Here is a 17,206-nt window from a genome sequence, read left to right on the forward strand (position 1 = left end):
GCTAGCAGTTACATTGCCAATTTAACGTGCCGAAGCAAAGGATACATCGTGCAAATTCAATAACGTAGCAGCGAGTGCCTGAGTGCGCGGCACCAGTGTGTCCAGCAAACAGTACTCTTCGTCAGTGTGCATTTTTGCGCCGACAGGGCCAAGACCGCACAGAGTGGGAATGCCCAGGCTGGCCGTCCAGCCCGCATCAGAACAGCCGCCAGTGAATTCGCCGTCAACAGCAAACCCGATCGCCTTAGCCTGAACCTGATAAAGCTCAAACAGCGCGCTGCTCATACGCGCTTCGAGAGGATAAAATTCAGAGGTTTGTTCTATGGTCGCAAGAGTGTCGGGAACGTCGGATTCCGCGATAATCGCCTCAATGGCTTTATACAGCTGATCACGCTGGGCGGTGGTAACAAAACGAGTGTCCAACTGTGCCGACGCGAAAGGCGCGACGGTATTGCGTGATACACCACCGGTGATGGTGCCCACATTGGTGGTGATACCTGCCTCGTAATCGGTCAACGCATGCAGCTTGATGATCTTGCGGGCGAGTGTTTCGATGGCGCTGGCGCCATCGGCATGGCTCACGCCGGAGTGGGCGGCTTTGCCGGTGACGTTGATCAAAAAACCAGCACCTCCTTTGCGACCAGTGACCACATTGCCGCTGACCCGCCCTGGCTCGACGTTCAAGACGGCACGTGCCCCCTGGGCGGTGGCTTCGATGAACGCCCGCCCATCTGGCGAGCCAATCTCCTCATCAGCGGTAAACAGGGCGCGAACGGGCAATGGGCAGTTGGGCAGGCGGCTTAATGCGCGCAGTACAAAGCAGTTCATGACCAGGCCGCTTTTCATATCGGCAACGCCAGGGCCAAAGCCGACGTTGTCTTGCTGGGTATAACCTCGGCTAGCCACGGTGCCGGTAGGAAAAACCGTATCGCGATGGCCCATTAAGAGCACATGGCCTTGGCCAGTTCCTCCCAGTTGTGCTTCTAAAATATCGCCTGACTCAGGGCGCTGGTGGCGTATGATGGTGATGCCATCTTGTTCAAGCCATTGAGTAATCTGATCGGCAACCGCATCCGTGCCTGCTTTGTCGTAGCTGTTGGAATCGATATTGACCAGCGCCTCAAGGCAATCTTGCATCGCCTGCTGCTGGCCTTCCAGCCACGCGCAAACCTGTTGGGTTAGTTCGTCTTGCATAAGGCTTTCTCTCTCATGATGTCTGATCCTTGGTCACTCAAATCCCAGAATAGCCCCGCCATTAAGATCAGTGCCTCTGAAGCGATGCTCCCCAATAGGTGTTCGTCAGGCGCGTGCTGGGAGCAGGAGGGGTAGGAGTGTGGAACCCATAGCGTGGGTAAGCCCAGGGTTTCGGCAAACACATCGTTGGGTAACGAGCCGCCTAAGTTGGGTAGCAGCGTCGGCGTTTTATGGGTGGAGCGTTGCATAGAGGCCAACGCCCAGCCCACCCAGGGGTCTTCAGGATCGAGTCGTGTCGCCGCCATTTGCGACATGCGCGCAGCGCTTACCTCAATATCGTGATAGCCGTGTTGATCCAGGTGATGGCGTAAATGGACGAGAAAATTGTCCTGGTCGCTGCCCACCACATAACGCAGTTGGCAGTGGGCATAGGCCGTTGGCGGAATAGCATTGGCCGGGGCATCCGGGTTGCCCGCCTTCATGGCGAGCACTTCTAAGGTGTTCCAGCCAAACAGTCGTTCAGCGGGCGATAGTCCTGGCTCACCCCAGTCAGTGTCGATAGTGGGGGCATTGTCGCCGACGCCGACTTCCAATGCGGCGAGCGCTTTACGCACGGCTTCGGGTATTGGATCAGGCCGTAGGCCTTGGATTTGAATAACGCCGTTGGCATCCACCAGTGTGGCGAGTGCATTGGCCAGACGCACCGCAGGGTTTTTTAATACGCCACCCCAGTTGCCCGAGTGGTGAGCGCCTTCACGGGCCTGGAGTTTAAGGTCGAAATTGAAGGAACCCCGTGAACCTAAAAACAGCGTGGGAGCGTCGGCATTCAAACGCGGCCCATCTGAGCCAATAAACACATCGGCGGCGAGGCGGTCACGGTAGCGGTGGCAGATCTCTTTTAAGCCAGGGGAGCCCGTCTCCTCGCCCATTTCCAGCACCAGCTTAACGTTATAGCCCAGGCGCCCATTGCTTGCTTTCAGCACGCAGCCCAGCGCGGCTAAATTGATGGTGTGCTGGCCTTTGTTATCCGCCGTGCCACGTCCGTACCAGCGATCCCCTTGCTGGGTGATTTTCCAGGGCGAAAGCCCTTCAGCCCATTGGTCGTCATAGCCGCGGATGACATCGCCATGACCGTAAGTTAATACGCTGAACGAGGCTTCTGGCTCAAGGCGTTCAGCAAGCAGAAACGGCCCAAACCCTTCAGCCGGGTTATCAACAATGTCCCAGCTAAAACCGAGCTGCTCAATATCCGGAATGATCTGTTCAGTAAGGTAGCGGTGAAGCTCTTCCTGTCTATTCGATTCCTGGCTTTCGCTGCGGATGGCAATGCGCGGGGCAAGCTGGTCATAAAAATCGCCGCTGTCAAAGTAAGCTTTGGCATGATCTAAGGCGTGTTGGCGCGTCATAGGCACTCCTTTTAACGTTAAATATTGATTAAATATGTTTAGGCAAGGTGGCAGGCGACACGCGCCTGGCTGCCCTTGCCAAAAGCTTGACCGGAAGCATGCGTAATAGCGCTCAGCTTGGGTGTCTGCTCTGAGCATTGCGGTTGAGCGATTGGGCAGCGGGGGTGAAAAGCGCAGCCTGAAGGTGGCTGAGTGGGGTCGGGCTGGCCTGCCCCCAGGCCTATGTCGGGCACGCCTAGACCTGGCTCCGGGGTCAACGCGGAAGCGAGTAGCGCTTGGGTATATGGGTGGCGTGGTGAGGTGAAGATTTGCTCACGGGTACCCTCTTCGACAATCTGGCCTAGATACATGACCGCGAGCCGGTCCGCGAGATGTTCGACCACGGCGAGGTCGTGGCTAATAAACAGGTAGGTAAGGCCAAACTCATCTTTAAGGTCGAGCAGTAGATTGAGGATCTGCGCCTGGAACGATACATCCAGCGCGGAAGTGGGTTCGTCACAAATCACCAGATCAGGGCGCATAATTAGCGCTCTGGCAATCGCCACCCGCTGGCGCTGCCCCCCTGACATTTGCCCAGGGTATTGCTGGGCGGCGCGTTTGGGTAGGCCGACCAGGTCAAGCATCTGATCGACCTTCGCTGCCTGTTCACGGGGCGTGCCTAGCGCGTGAATACGTAGCGGTAAACCAACGATCTGAGCAATCCGCTGGCGTGGGTTAAGCGACGAATAAGGGTCTTGGAATATCGGCTGTATATGCCGGGCCAGTGCCTTTTGGTTAGCGTTAACAATCGCTTTGCCATTGATCAGCACATCGCCTGAACTAGGGGGTGTCAGCCCCAGCAGCATCTTGGCCAAGGTGCTCTTGCCACAGCCTGATTCGCCCACCAGCCCCATCACCTGGCCGCGCGGAACGCGTAGCGATACCTCATTGACTGCTTTTAGGGTTTGAGGCTTATGTAGCATGCCACCGCCCAGTTTGAACGTTTTAGACAGCGCGCAGAGTTCGAGGGCAAGAGGATCCATACTGTTTGCAGGAGAGGTGGTGTTTGTCATGACGTTACCTCCTGATCGTTTAGTGGCGCTGGGCTGGCTAGCTGATGGGCAAAGTGGCAGCGTGAAAAGTGCTCGCCTGCCACTGCCTGTAAGGGGGGCGTGGTTCGGCACCGCTCATCCGCTTGATCGCAGCGATTGCAAAAGGCGCAGCCCTCGATTTTGCCTACCAAGCTGGGCACTATGCCTGGGATCGCCTGCAAACGACTGCCTGGCAGTGTCTTGCCGGGCGTCGGTATGCAGCGCAACAAACCTTGGGTATAGGGATGGCTGGGGGCTTTAAAGAGGGCCTGTGCAGAGGCGGTTTCAATCACTTCGCCGGCATACATCACGGCGACCCGGTCGGCGATACGCGCAACGACACCCAAGTCGTGGGTGATGAAAATGATCGCCGTGCCAAACTCCTGCTGTAAGTCGCGTAGCAGATGCAGGATTTGCGCCTGAATCGTCACATCTAATGCAGTGGTGGGTTCATCGGCGATGATCAAATCGGGCTCACACATTAGTGCCATGGCGATCATCACCCGCTGGCGCAACCCGCCCGAAAGCTGGTGGGGATATTGGCGCATTCGCTCTTCTGCAGCGCTAATGCCGACTCGTTTAAGCAAATAGAGGGCGCGATCGTGGGCCGCTTGACGCGATACCCGCTGGTGGCGGCGCAGGGCTTCGCAGAGCTGATTGCCCAGGGTGTAGGCGGGGTTGAGGGCGGTCATGGGCTCTTGAAAAATCATCGCCATGCGTGCACCGCGAAGATTGCTGCGCCCGCGTTCAGGCACCGTAAGGAGATCAACGCCGTCAAAGTTGAGGCAGTCGGCGTTTACCTGCGCCTTGCGCGGCAGTAGGCCCATTAATGCCAGCGAGGTCATGGATTTACCACAGCCTGATTCACCTACAAGACAGAGCATTTCTCCACGCTCAACGTGAAAGTCGATACCCCGTACCGCGTGAAGGGTGCCCTTTGCCACGGGCAAGTCGACGCGCAGCTGTTTAACCGTCAGTAGAGGCGAGCTTGTTGCCGCGGAATGCTCAGCGGTTGATAGATTACTCATTGCGGCCTCCCGGTGCGCTGAGATCGCGCAGTCCATCACCCAGCAAGTTAATCGCCAGCACTAGCATAAACAGCGCACCGCCGGGGATCGTAATCACCCAGGGCTGAAAGAACATATAGGTTTTGCCTTCGGCGATCATCAGCCCCCAGGAGGGAGATGGTGGCTGTACGCCCATGCCCAGAAACGACAGCGTTGCTTCGAGCAAAATGGCGTTGGCGACTTCGAGAGTAGCCACCACGATCAGTGCGCCCGCAATATTGGGGAGCACCTCACGCAGTAGAATGTAAGGTAACGGGCAACCTAGCGCCTGAGCGGCTTGCACATACTCAGCATCGCGCAATTGCTGAGTAGCCGAGCGGGCAACGACGGCAAAACGATCCCACAGCAGCAGCCCTAGCAATAGTGTTACCGAGAGCATCGACCCACCCATCAGCGACGCCATGGCCAGTGCTACCAACACCACAGGCATGGCAAGACGGGTGGTGAGCAAGTAGCTCACCACAGCATCGACGCGACCGCCAAAGTAGCCTGCCAACACGCCTAGCGTAGTGCCAATTAGCCCTGAAATGAGCGCCACCACCAGCCCGATAAAGAGTGAAATCCGGGAGCCATAAATTAGGCGGCTCAGGTAGTCGCGGCCGAGGCGGTCGGTGCCTAATGGGTGTGTCCAGCTCCCGGTTTCATGCCAAATCGGCGGCACCATGCGATTGGCGGTGTCCTGTAAATAGGGGTCATGGGGAGCTAACCACGGCGCCAGAAGCGCAATACTCCCGAGTGAAGTAATGATCAATAACCCGATAGTTAAGTTGCGGTTATTGAGCGTGCTGCGAACCAGCCGCGAAGACCAAGTATCCGCTGGGCGTTGCGCGGCCGCCGCCGGTGGGGAAAGGGTTTGTGCCATGGTGTTCTCCGTTAGCGCGCGCGTAGGCGTGGGTCGAGTACTGCGTTGAGAATGTCGGCAAGTAGCGTCAGCACGATATAAAACAGCGCAATGATCAACACAATGGCTTGAACCACTGGGTAGTCATTGCGGGAAATAGCGTTCCAGGCCAGTTGCCCCAGCCCGCGTAGCGAAAAGACAGTCTCTATGACCACCGAGCCGCCGAGCATAAAACCCAGTTCCACGGCGGCCAGCGCCACCACAGGAATCACCGCATTGCGTAACGCATGTTTGAAGATTACCGACCCGGTGCGCAGCCCTTTGGCCCGTGCGGTGCGAATGTAGTCCGCTTCTAGTACTTCCAGCATGCCGCTACGGGTGAGCCGCATCATGGCGGGGGTGGCGTAATAGCCAAGCGCAATAGCGGGCAGTATGAAGCCTTGCCAGCTATCGCTGCCCGCGGCCGGAAACCATTGCAGGTTGACGGCAAATACGATGATTAACGTTAAGCCAAACCAGAAGTTCGGCATTGCCTGGCCGGTAACCGCAATCGCCATGGCCATACGGTCTATCCAACTGCCACGCTTGAGTGCAGCTACCACGCCGAGGGGAATAGACACGCCCAGGGCAATCGCCAAGGCGAAAATCCCCAGGGTCATTGTCACCGGTAGTCGTTCAACGACTAGATCCATGACCTCGCTCTGGTAGTAGTAAGAGCGTCCAAAGTCGAGCTGAACTGCCCCCCATAGCCATGTGGTAAATTGCTCAAGCACCGGTCGATCCAGGCCGTACTCCACGCGGATTTGCTCAACCTGTTCAGCGGTGGCCTCGGGGCCGCCTATGGAAAGCGCCAAGTCCCCTGAGAGCTGCAGCAGACTAAAGCAGAGCACCGAAATGGTGAACGCGACGCTAAGGGCTATCAGCGTGCGTTTGAAAACAAATGCCCACATAAAGCATTACTCCCTCGCTGCGGAAAGCGAGCCGTGGCGAGATTGCCACGGCTGCCGTCAAGTCGATCAGGCGCCGTTACTTCCAGCTCGCTTCGTAGAAGCGGGGGAGTTCATCAGGGTAGGCAGTGAAGTCGAGATCAGCGGTGTGGGCGTAGTAGGTGGAGTAGGAAAACAACGGTGCCCAGTACGCTTGCTCGGAAATGCGGGCGAACGCTTTTTGGTAGTGCTCTAAGCGCACATCAGGATCTACCGAAGTATCGGCGACTTGCAGCCACTCCTGCACCTGGGTGTCCTGCCAGAGATCGTCAATGCCGCCTGTGAAATAAACGCTGACGAAAGCCGAGACATCGTTAATAGAGAAGGAGCCCCAGGCTTTGAACGACATATCGGTTTGACCGTTGCGCTGAAGCTCCAGCAACGCGGGGGAGGTCATAAAGCGCAGGTTGGCATTGATGCCCACTGCACGCAGGTCGCCAATCATCGCTTCGGCGTAGTCACGTTCACGGTAGGCGTGAAGGTCAATGTCGAAGCCATCGGCGTAACCGGCCTCGGCGAGTAGTTCGCGGGCTTTGTCAGGGTCGTACTCATACTCGATGACGTTCTGCGTTTCACAGCCGAACTGGGTGGGAAAGCAGGGGGCATACAGAGGCTGGCTGCCGCCACGCACCAAATCGTTAGCCAGGCCTTCTCTGTTCATCGCATGATTGATGGCTTGGCGTACGCGAAGGTCATTTAGCGGTGAATCTTCCCGTGTTGCGGCATCCAGCCCGATATAACCCACCCGCATGGTTTCGCCGCCAAGCACGCTAAGCTGAGACATACCGCTTAACGACTCAGCTTGATCCGACGGCACGCGCCAGATCCAATCGACTTGACCGGACATTAATTGCGCCATACGTGAGTCCGCATCGGCAATGGCCTTGAACTCGATATTAGCGATCTCCGGCTGACCAATAGGACTGTCGGCAAAGTAGTCATCAAAGCGTGTCAGGCTAACCCCATCCCCGGGGCGGACGTTGGTAATCCGGTAAGGGCCGGTACCTACGGGCTCACGACTAAAACCCTCGATACCCACTTCCTGGAAATACTCATCGGGGTAAATTGGCATTGGGCCGGAAAGGTACTCAAGGGCTGCCGGGAAAGGCTCTTTGAGGTGAATGCGCACTTCGTACTCATCAAGCTTCTCAACGCTTTCAATCCAGTCAACATTTTGGCGTGTCACCACTCGCGATTCGGGGGATACCGCGTAGTTGAAGGTGAATGCCACATCGTCAGCGTTGAAGGCTTCGCCGTTGTGAAAGGTCACGCCTTCGCGCAGCACAAGATCCAGGGTTTTATCATCGGCCCATTCCCATTCGGTGGCCAAGCGCGGCTCGTACTCGTTGGTTTGCGGGTTGCGGTAAATCAGCGTGTCCCAGGCCAAATGGGCGAGAATAACCCCTTCACGCAGGTTGTTATGGTAGGGGCTAACGTTTTCAGGTTCGCTGTCAGAGGCATAGACCAGAGTATCGTTGGCCTTGCCAGCTAATGCGGGTGTCGCGATGCTGAGTAAAGCAAGTGACGTAACGCAATAAAGAGTTCTCGATGTTTGCATGCCATACCTCGTTTTTTAATAAGGGAAGGTTATGAGCGTTTGGCGTACCAGCGAGGCTTGTTGTTTTTTAGATGAGCCGTCACCTTGAATTAAAACTAAGCTATTAATTAGCCATGCTACCAGTGCAATGTTTAGAATTTATCATTGCCGTTTTGGCAATGTTTTGGTGAGGGGAGCCACTATGAATCCACGCGTATTACAAGAAACAGCGTTACGTTACTTTCTCGAGGTGGTTCGCTGTGGCTCTATTAGTGAAGCCTCTGGGAAGCTAAATGTGGCGCCCTCCGCCATCAGCCGTCAGATTGCCCGGCTGGAAAGCGAGCTGGATACGCTATTGTTTGAACGCCGAGCGCGGGGCATGGTGCCCAGCGCCGCTGGGGAACTGCTGGCAGTGCACGCCCGCCATATGCAGCTTGAGGCAGACCGAATTGGCAGTGAAATCCTGGCGCTGCGGGGGTTGCAGCGGGGCAAGGTGCGTCTCGCCAGTTCAGAAGGGTTTGCGGTCGATTTTTTACCCGCGGCAATTGCGGCTTTTCGCAAGCGTTACAGCGGTATTCATTTCCACCTAATGGTGGGGCCACCCGCCCAGGCGACCCGGCATGTGAGGGAAGGCGATGCGGATATCGGCATTACCTTTAGCCTCAAACCCGAAGCAGATATTACCGTTGCCCTTAGGCAGCCCGCGCCGATTATGGCGCTGGTTTCTCCACACCATGAGCTTGCCGTTAAAAAACATATTTCGCTGGCGCAGCTTCAGCACTATCCGCTGGCGTTACCCTCGCCAGACACGACCCTGCGCCAGCTGTTTGATATCTGCTGTAGCCGTCAAAACCTGGCGTTTGAATCAATTTTTAGCAGCGATTACACCGAGGCTTTAATCAATTTTGCCATGCTTGGCGGAGGGGTAGCGCTTGCTGGCGAAATATCCGTTCGTTATCGCATCCATCAACAGCGTGTGGTCGCCATTCCTATTCGTGACCAGGGCATGGACTCCCGCTTTATCGAAGTCCAGACCCTTGCCAAGCGAACATTGCCGACGGCGACGCAGGCATTTTTAGCGTTTCTAAAAGAGCATATCCCGCCTGGGCAACTGCCGCTCTTTCCTACTCCACCAACAATTAACTGCTGATCACCTGCCTTCTTAGTAAGCGCTGGCGTGAATAGCGTATTGCGCGGATGACATCTCACGGCCAAGCCGCGACAATGGCGCCCTGTTTAGATTGTTAGCTTTAACCGGGGAGCGTTATGACGCCACTCAACATCCTCTATCAGGATGAGTATCTCGTCGCGGTACATAAGCCGTCAGGGCTTTTGGTGCATCGCTCGGCGTTGGCGCGTGGTGAAACCGAATTTCTGCTTCAACGCTTACGCGACCAGCTTGGCAAGCGGGTTTACCCCGTTCACCGGCTGGATCGGCCGACCTCTGGGGTAATGGTATTTGCTCTCTCGTCGGCAGTGGCTGGCCTGCTCAGCGATGCGTTTAGCGAGCGCCAGGTGGAAAAGCGCTACCTGGCAGTGGTGCGCGGTAAAGCACCGGAAAATGAACGTTTGGATTACCCGCTAAGGGAAGAAGACGGTACGCGCCCCAAGGCGGAAATGCCCGCTATGCCCGCGATGACCGATATTCGCCGCCTGGATAGCGTCGAGCTGCCCGTGCAGGTCGACCGCTACCCGGTGGCGCGCTACTCCCTGGTAGAGGCGCGGCCGATGACCGGTCGCCGCCATCAAATTCGCCGCCATCTTTCCCGGCGTGGCTACCCGATTATTGGCGATGCCAAGCACGGTAAAAGTGTCCACAACCGCTTTTTTGCCGAGCAGATGAAGGCTCCGCGCTTACTGCTCGCCGCGACCTATTTGGCCTTTGACCATCCGCTGTTAGACAAGCGTGTACAATTGAGCTGTGCCTTGGATGACACCATGATCGCGCTGTTTAACCAGCTTGGCTGGGCGGGGCATTTACCGATGGATAGCGTGCGCACGCCGCCCCACACCACGCCTTCCGCCCTTCAAGCGTTATGAGTGAGTTTGTGATGTCCTCAGCTACTCCATCGAGCATGCCGTCCGCCTCGCCTGTGCCTACGGCTAACGTGAAACCTCCTTCTGCAGATTATGATTTTCGCTTTGGCGGCATTCGCCGTCTTTATGGCCAGCGTGCAGCCGAGGCATTTCGTCATGCCCACGTGGTGGTGGTGGGTGTCGGCGGGGTAGGCAGTTGGACGGTAGAGGCGCTGGCACGCTCGGGCATTGGCAAGCTGACGTTGATCGACCTGGACGACGTCTGCGTTTCCAACGTCAACCGCCAGCTCCACGCGCTAGATGGTACTATCGGTCAGCCCAAGGTTGATGTGCTGGCCGAGCGCTGCCGCTTGATTGCCCCGGAAATTGAGATTGTGGCGGATACTGCCTTCGTGACACCCACCAACCTGGCCGAGCGGATTCCCGATGACGCCGATCACGTGGTAGATGCCATCGACAGCGTGATTGCCAAGGCCGCCCTGATCGCCTGGTGCAAGCGACGCAAAATTCCCATCACGGTGACCGGTGCGGCTGGTGGGCAAACCGATCCCACGCGTGTTCAGGTCGCGGATCTCACCCGTACCGAGCACGACCCTCTGCTATCCAAAGTGCGCTCGCGGCTGCGTCGGGATTACGGTTTTTCACGCAACCCCAAACGGCGCTTCTCGGTAGAGTGCGTCTACTCCGACGAGCAGTTGGTGTATCCCGGCGCCGACGGTGAAGTGTGCCTGCAAAAGCCTGGCAGTGGTGATGCCACGCGCTTGGACTGCGCTTCCGGTTTTGGTGCTGCGACTTTTTTAACCGGCACCTTTGGTTTTGTCGCCGCGTCAAAAGTGCTCGAACGCCTTGCCAAAAAAGCCAACCAGCCAAGTGCCACAAACGCCACTCAAGAGGAGAGCCAATGACCGCCCCCGTTCCCGGTATTTATCGCCACTATAAAGGCAGCCTCTACGAAGTGCTTGGCACCGCCCAGCACAGCGAAAACGAAGAGCCGCTGGTGGTGTATCGTGCCCTTTACGGTGACTACGGCCTCTGGGTGCGCCCGCTTGAGATGTTTACGGAAACAGTGACGAAAGAGGGCCACACCCAGCCGCGCTTTGCGCTGGAGAAGGCGTTTTAAGGCGGAATTTCGTTATCAAGGAGTGCTCATGCCCCCCTCATCACCCCAGCAGACGCTGAAAGAAGTATTCGGTTTTGACGACTTTCGCGGCGGCCAACAGGCGGTGGTGTCAAGAGTGCTGGAAGGGCACTCCACGGCGGCGATTTTTGCCACCGGCGCGGGGAAGTCGCTTTGCTATCAACTCCCGGCGCTGCATTTGCCGCACTTAACCCTGGTGGTATCGCCGCTGCTGGCGCTGATGCAGGATCAACTGGCGTTTCTGGCCCGCCACGGCGTGGCAGCGGCAAGCATTGATTCCACCCAAGATCGTGACGCTACCCGGGAGGTGATGGAGCGCGCTAAAAGCGGCAAGCTGAAAATCCTTATGATCTCGGTGGAGCGGCTCAAGAATGAGCGCTTTCGTCACTTTCTACGCCAGGTTCAAATATCGCTTTTAGTGGTCGATGAAGCCCACTGCCTCTCTGAGTGGGGGCATAACTTCCGCCCTGACTACCTCAAACTGCCGGACTACCAGCGCGATTTTGCTATACCTCAGGTGCTGCTGCTCACCGCCACGGCGACCCCAGCGGTGATAGCCGATATGGGTGAGAAGTTTGCCATTGCGCCGGAGAACGTGATTACTACCGGCTTTTACCGTTCCAATCTTGAACTGCTGGTATCTCCGGCCATGGAAGGTCGCCAGCAGCAGCTGATCAACTGGCTAAAACCGCAGATGCAGCCGGGTAGCGAAGCGCCGACGATTATTTACGTCACCCTGCAACAAACTGCCGAGCGAGTCGCTAAGGCGCTGGCGGCCCAGGGGATCGCTGCCCAGGCCTACCATGCAGGGCTAGATTCCCAGCGACGGGATGAGATTCAGCGGCAATTTATGAGCGGCGAGTCGCCCTGCATCGTGGCCACTATCGCCTTTGGCATGGGCATCGATAAGGGCGATATTCGCAACGTGGTGCATTATGACCTGCCTAAATCCATCGAGAACTATAGCCAGGAGATTGGCCGGGCGGGACGCGACGGCCTGCCTTCTACCTGCCTGACCCTGGCCGGGCGGGATGGCTTGCGGGTGCTGGAAAACTTCGTTTACGGCGATACCCCTGAATATGCTGGCATCTATCGCCTGCTGGAAGAGATCGCTGCGGCAGGCCAAACGCCGGATCGCCAGTGGGAGGTATTGCTCAATACGCTTTCCCGGGATACCAATATCCGCCCGCTGCCGCTGAAAACGCTGCTGGTGCGGTTGGAAATGCACGGCATTATCGCTCCGCGCTTCGCATTTCTAGCCGAGTACCGGCTGCGCTATCATCTTGAGCCAGACCAATTAGTTAGCCGCTTTGAAGGCGAGCGGGCGGCCTTTGTGCGACTTTTAGTCGATAATATTCCTATCGCCCGCACCTGGGGAACGGTGGATTTTGACCGCCTACATCAGGCGGGGCAGGCGCAGCAGATTGACGCTTCCCGTGCTCGCGTCATTACCGCCCTTGAGTACTTTCAAGATAAGGGCTGGCTAACCCTGGAAGGCAAGCGGATGACCGATGTCTACGAGATCTGCCAGCCGAACTTTACCCTTGAGGCGCTGGCGAGACAGCTGTTTGAGGATTGCCTGAATCGGGAGCGAATCGAGATTGAGCGGCTACAGGCAATGCTAGCGCTGTTTGAGTCGGGGAGCTGTCTGACTCGGCGGCTAGCCATGCACTTTGGTGATAGTACCTTTGGTGACAGCACCTTTGATACACCATCCAATACTGAGCAGGGACGCTGCGGGCATTGCTCGGTGTGCTATGGCCACCCGGTAAAACTACCGGATGCGCCGCCCGAGCCACCGCTAACGACGGCCGATTTTCAGCGCTACGCCACACCGCTGATTGAGCGCCACAGCGAACAGTTCGGTCAGCCGCCCAATGCCCAGCGGGTGGCGCACTTTCTGTGTGGCTTAACCATGCCGGTGTTTACCCCGCTCAAAGCCCGCAGCCTGAACGGCTTCGCGGTTTTTGAGCAGCGCGCCTATCCAAAAGTGCGTGAGTGGGCGGAGGCGATGCTGGGACAATAAAGGCCGATCAAAGTCCGAACGGTAACCCCAGCCAGTACCAAATAAAGAACAGGCTGCTCCAGCCGGTTAACACGGCGAGGGAGTAGGGCATGGCGATGGTCAGTAGATGGCCAAGAGTAAACGACTTGTTGTAAAGGTGAATGACCGCCAGCACTAACGGTAGATAGGGGTTGATGGGTGAAATCACGTTCGTCGATGAGTCGGCTACCCTGTACGCTGCTTGGATGGCTTCTGGCTCAAGGCCCAGCAGCATCAGCATGGGTAGAAAAATCGGCGCCATCAGCGCCCACTGCGCAGAGCCACTGTAAAGAAATAGGTTCACGACGGCGGCCAGTAAAATAAAGCACACTAAAGCCAGCGCCGTAGGCATATTAATTTGCAGCAGTAGATCCGCGCCATTCACTGCGCTGACAATCGCCAAGTTTGACCAGTTAAAGATGGCAATAAACTGCGCCACCATAAAGACGATGACAATAAACCCACACATATCGCGCATCGCCGCTTCCATTAAGCGCGGCACATCGCTGGATTGTTTGATCTTACCTACCGAAACGCCGTACACAATGCCGCACAGGCTAAAGAACAGCACGATGATGGGCACCAAACCACTCATAAAGGGCGAAGGTAACAGACCCCCTTCAGCGCTGCGTAAGCCGGAACCCGCTGGCAGAATCAGCAGCAGGATAACCGCGATATAGGCCAGTGCCGCTATACCGGTGTAGCGCAGCGCACGCCGTTCTGTGTCGGTTAACTGTACGCCGTGGCTTTTGTTCTCATCATCACTCTGATCCTGAAAGCGCGCCAGCATGGGCTCGACATACTTGTCGTTCATGACGGTGATAATCAGGGTAATTAACGGCACCGAGGCACACATAAAGAACCAGTTGGACACCACACTGACTTCGTAGCCGGGACGAACGCTCTGAACGACTTCCGTCGAGATGCCGGATAGCAGCAGATCCGTGCCCGCAATAAAGAAATTGGCGCTAAAACCGGCAAAAACGGCGATAAAGGCCACCATAATGCCGGCAATCGGGTTCCGGCCAACAGTTTTAAACATGATGGCGGCCAAAGGGGGAATCAGGAAAACCGCCGCATCCGAAACCAGATTGCCGATGATCGAAGTGATGACCACCGCCGGGGTAATAAAGCGCGGCGCCACATTACTCAACATGCGTCGGATGGTGGCATCGGCGAGGCCAGTTTTCTGGATCAGCCCCAGCGCTAATACCATCACCAGTACCAGCCCTAGCGGGCGGAAACTAGTGAAGTTAGTGACTGCCCCGGTCACCATAAATCTTAGCCCATCCCAGCTAAGCAACGAACGAACCTGAACGAGCTCGTCGGTGGCAGGGTGGCGCACAGGCTCGACCCACACGCTCATCACAACCGACAGGCCTAGCGTGGCGACAAAAAGTATAAAAAACATAATAAAAGGGTGGGGCAGGACATCGGCTATTCGCGCAATCCGGTGCATTAATCCGGTGTTGCCACCGGACGTTGAGAGTTTGTTCGCTTCCATGTTGTTCTCCGCTTTATATCTGGAAGTGCTGTTTCTTGAAGTGTGCTTTCTTGAACTGCGCTTTCTTGAAATGCTTAGCGAGAGGGGAGTTCACGCTTTATTAGCTGAACAAAATAAGAAGCGCCCACCGGGATAATGTTGTCGTTAAAGTCATAGCTGGGGTTGTGAACACTTACGCCACCGGTTTCGCCTTCAACACCATTGCCCAGAAACACATAGCAACCCGGAACGGCTTGCAGCATGAAGGAGAAGTCTTCGCTGCCAGAAATCGGTAAGCAATCAGGGTTGACCTTTGCATCGCCAACGACTGCGCGGGCAACATCGGTGGCGAGTTGGGTGGCTTGCGGGTCGTTGACCGTGGCCGGGTAGCTACCGGGGTGAATGGTGAGCGTTGCGGTGGCGCCGTAGGCATGGGCAGTACTGGCAACCAGTTGTTCCAGTCGTTGAATTGCATGCTCACGTACAGCGTCGTTAAAGGAGCGAATGCAGCCCCGCATGCTGGCAGTATCGGGAATGACGTTGAACGTACCCGAGCCAGCATGCAGGTCGGTAAAGGACAGCACGGCGGAATCGAGCGGGGCAGTATTGCGGCTAACGATAGTCTGCGCGCCGCTGATAATCGCGCTCACGATCAGCATCGGGTCAACGGCGTGCTGCGGCATTGCCGCATGGCCGCCTTTGCCGTGAACGTCAATGGTGAAACGGTCTGAGCTGGCCAGCAGGGGGCCTTCGCGAAACCAGAATTCGCCTTGAGGAATTCCCGGCATATTGTGGATGCCGTAAACGCGATCACAGGGGAAGCGCTCAAACAAACCATCATCCATCATTGCCTTAGCGCCGGCTAAGCCCTCTTCAGCGGGCTGGAAAATAAAGTGTACGGTGCCGGAAAAGTCGCGATGTTTAGCCAGATACCATGCGGCGGCTAACAGCATGGTGGTGTGACCGTCGTGGCCGCAGCCGTGCATTTTTCCCTGGTTAAGAGACGCATGAGCGAACTGATTGTTTTCCGTCATGGCGAGGGCATCCATATCGGCGCGCAGCCCGATGGTACGAGCGGCGAGCGTTTTGCCGCGCAGTACGCCGACGACTCCGGTTTTAGCGATGCCGGTATGAACCTCGTCAAATCCCCACTCTGTGAGCTTATCCGTCACTAACTTGGCGGTACGCTGCTCCTCAAAGCCTAGTTCCGGGTGCTGATGAATATCCTGTCGCCAAGCAGTGAACTGTGCGTTGTTACCCGCAATTTCATCGATCATAGGTATCCCTTTAGGTTTATTGCAACGATAGCACTTAAGCTATAGCTAAATATTATGCTTTGAGTGTTGGGACGAAGTCTTTTAGCTACCTTTAACTGTATGCTGGCTTTTTTAGTCAGATATATTGATTTTTGCTTATCGAAGGATGACAAAATGTTATGGCTTATCGAGGATTTACGGACAGCCAGATAGAAGCCTTCATGTGGATTATGAAAACCAGTAGCGCTACGGAAGCCGCCAGTAAGATGCTGATTTCACAACCGGCGATTAGCCGTTTGATAAAACAGTTGGAGGCGCGGCTTGGGTTTGATCTATTCGAACGCCACAATAATCGCCTGCTCCCGACCCGGCGTGGCACGCTGTTTTATGACGAGGTGGAGCGGGTTTATATTGGTTTACACCATTTGCGACAGTTTGCCGAACGACTGAAAGAGAGAGTGGCAGGCCAGTTAAGAGTGGTCAGCATGCCTGCTTTTGCGGTAAGTCTGGTGCCAGATGCCGCTACGCTGCTTGCCGAGAAGTTCCCTGACCTTGAAATTAGTCTCTACTCCTACCGATCCAGCCAGATAGCGGAGGAAGTGGTGGCCCAGCGCTTCGATTTTGGCATTACCACCGATCCTCGAATTGATCCGCGCTACCAGAGCTTTCAGTACTCTCTACCTGGCATGTGCCTTATTCCGCCAGGGCATCCGCTGGAAGCTAAAGCGCTTATCGACATTGAAGATTTAGCCAATGAAACGCTGATTTGTGGTGAGCCCAATGAGCAAAGCCGTCACCGGATTACTCAGCGACTGAGGAAACATGCCGTTTCGCCCAAAAAAATATGGACAGTCTCGCTGGGGGAGATGGCGATCCGACTAGTAGTGAACGGTGCCGGTCTTGCGGTGTTAAACGCCGTATCGGCCTGTTATGCAAAGCGAGCGGGCGTGGTGGTTCGCCCTCTTGCGTTTGATATTCGTTATGACTTTCAAATTATTTTGCCGCTGGAAAAAGATCTTGAACCCGCCATCAACATCATCAATGCTGAGCTGATCGCTATAATCGAGCAAAAAATTTTCGAAAGCCTCAAAATAGTTGGCTAGCAACTGACCTTTACCCAGCTCAAGGCGCGCCTGTCAGGCAGGGC

15 protein-coding genes are annotated in these 17,206 nt (G+C 56.1%); 6 read left to right on the forward strand and 9 right to left on the reverse strand.

The window, feature by feature from the left end:
• Positions 1 to 21: 21 nt before the first annotated feature.
• From YERSI8AC_RS02590 to YERSI8AC_RS02620, 7 genes are all read right to left on the reverse strand, one after another.
• Positions 22 to 1,194: a M20 family metallopeptidase gene (locus YERSI8AC_RS02590; RefSeq protein ID WP_159176010.1), complete on the reverse strand. Its 1,173-nt coding sequence runs from the start codon at positions 1,192 to 1,194 to the stop codon at positions 22 to 24.
• Complete coding sequence (locus tag YERSI8AC_RS02595; protein ID WP_022520145.1) at positions 1,179 to 2,600, reverse strand: M20 family metallopeptidase; 1,422 nt, start codon at positions 2,598 to 2,600, stop codon at positions 1,179 to 1,181. Before YERSI8AC_RS02595 ends, YERSI8AC_RS02590 begins: the two co-directional genes overlap by 16 nt.
• A 38-nt stretch (positions 2,601 to 2,638) precedes the next feature.
• Positions 2,639 to 3,652, reverse strand: a complete 1,014-nt coding sequence (locus YERSI8AC_RS02600) for an ABC transporter ATP-binding protein (RefSeq protein ID WP_159176011.1) — start codon at positions 3,650 to 3,652, stop codon at positions 2,639 to 2,641.
• Positions 3,649 to 4,698 carry an ABC transporter ATP-binding protein gene (locus YERSI8AC_RS02605; RefSeq protein ID WP_159176012.1) on the reverse strand — a complete coding sequence of 350 codons (1,050 nt, stop codon included), beginning with the start codon at positions 4,696 to 4,698 and terminating at the stop codon, positions 3,649 to 3,651. The genes YERSI8AC_RS02600 and YERSI8AC_RS02605 overlap by 4 nt, the downstream gene beginning before the upstream one ends.
• Complete coding sequence (locus YERSI8AC_RS02610; RefSeq protein ID WP_159176013.1) at positions 4,691 to 5,599, reverse strand: ABC transporter permease; 909 nt, start codon at positions 5,597 to 5,599, stop codon at positions 4,691 to 4,693. The genes YERSI8AC_RS02605 and YERSI8AC_RS02610 overlap by 8 nt, the downstream gene beginning before the upstream one ends.
• Before the next feature lie 11 nt (positions 5,600 to 5,610).
• Positions 5,611 to 6,528 (reverse strand): ABC transporter permease, encoded by a 918-nt coding sequence (locus YERSI8AC_RS02615; RefSeq protein WP_022520141.1) that lies wholly within the window; start codon positions 6,526 to 6,528, stop codon positions 5,611 to 5,613.
• Positions 6,529 to 6,604: 76 nt separating this feature from the next.
• Complete coding sequence (locus YERSI8AC_RS02620; RefSeq protein WP_022520140.1) at positions 6,605 to 8,122, reverse strand: ABC transporter substrate-binding protein; 1,518 nt, start codon at positions 8,120 to 8,122, stop codon at positions 6,605 to 6,607.
• A gap of 181 nt (positions 8,123 to 8,303) precedes the next feature.
• Between YERSI8AC_RS02620 and YERSI8AC_RS02625 the strand changes: the two genes are divergently transcribed.
• The 5 genes from YERSI8AC_RS02625 to YERSI8AC_RS02645 all read left to right on the forward strand — a co-directional run bounded on the left by YERSI8AC_RS02625 (position 8,304) and on the right by YERSI8AC_RS02645 (position 13,302).
• Complete coding sequence (locus tag YERSI8AC_RS02625; RefSeq protein ID WP_022520139.1) at positions 8,304 to 9,251, forward strand: LysR family transcriptional regulator; 948 nt, start codon at positions 8,304 to 8,306, stop codon at positions 9,249 to 9,251.
• 116 nt (positions 9,252 to 9,367) lie between these two features.
• Positions 9,368 to 10,141 carry a pseudouridine synthase gene (locus YERSI8AC_RS02630; protein ID WP_022520138.1) on the forward strand — a complete coding sequence of 258 codons (774 nt, stop codon included), beginning with the start codon at positions 9,368 to 9,370 and terminating at the stop codon, positions 10,139 to 10,141.
• Between the two features lie 35 nt (positions 10,142 to 10,176).
• Positions 10,177 to 11,043 carry a tRNA cyclic N6-threonylcarbamoyladenosine(37) synthase TcdA gene (gene tcdA / locus YERSI8AC_RS02635; protein ID WP_053856901.1) on the forward strand — a complete coding sequence of 289 codons (867 nt, stop codon included), beginning with the start codon at positions 10,177 to 10,179 and terminating at the stop codon, positions 11,041 to 11,043.
• Entirely contained in the window at positions 11,040 to 11,258 is a 219-nt protein-coding gene (locus YERSI8AC_RS02640) for a DUF1653 domain-containing protein (RefSeq protein WP_022520136.1), read from the forward strand. Before tcdA ends, YERSI8AC_RS02640 begins: the two co-directional genes overlap by 4 nt.
• A 28-nt stretch (positions 11,259 to 11,286) precedes the next feature.
• Positions 11,287 to 13,302, forward strand: coding sequence for a RecQ family ATP-dependent DNA helicase (locus tag YERSI8AC_RS02645; RefSeq protein WP_159176014.1), 2,016 nt, complete (start codon positions 11,287 to 11,289; stop codon positions 13,300 to 13,302).
• A gap of 7 nt (positions 13,303 to 13,309) precedes the next feature.
• On the opposite strand, the gene YERSI8AC_RS02650 is transcribed toward YERSI8AC_RS02645, so the two are convergent.
• Both YERSI8AC_RS02650 and YERSI8AC_RS02655 read right to left on the reverse strand, forming a co-directional pair.
• Positions 13,310 to 14,824, reverse strand: coding sequence for an AbgT family transporter (locus YERSI8AC_RS02650; RefSeq protein WP_022520134.1), 1,515 nt, complete (start codon positions 14,822 to 14,824; stop codon positions 13,310 to 13,312).
• A 74-nt stretch (positions 14,825 to 14,898) separates the two neighbouring features.
• Positions 14,899 to 16,080, reverse strand: a complete 1,182-nt coding sequence (locus YERSI8AC_RS02655) for a M20 aminoacylase family protein (protein ID WP_022520133.1) — start codon at positions 16,078 to 16,080, stop codon at positions 14,899 to 14,901.
• A 158-nt stretch (positions 16,081 to 16,238) separates the two neighbouring features.
• On the opposite strand from YERSI8AC_RS02655, the gene YERSI8AC_RS02660 reads away from it, so the two are divergent.
• Entirely contained in the window at positions 16,239 to 17,162 is a 924-nt protein-coding gene (locus YERSI8AC_RS02660; RefSeq protein WP_022520131.1) for a LysR substrate-binding domain-containing protein, read from the forward strand.
• The last annotated feature ends 44 nt before the right edge of the window (positions 17,163 to 17,206 follow it).

This window comes from Halomonas sp. 113 (genome assembly GCF_904067645.1).
Taxonomy (GTDB): domain Bacteria; phylum Pseudomonadota; class Gammaproteobacteria; order Pseudomonadales; family Halomonadaceae; genus Vreelandella; species Vreelandella titanicae.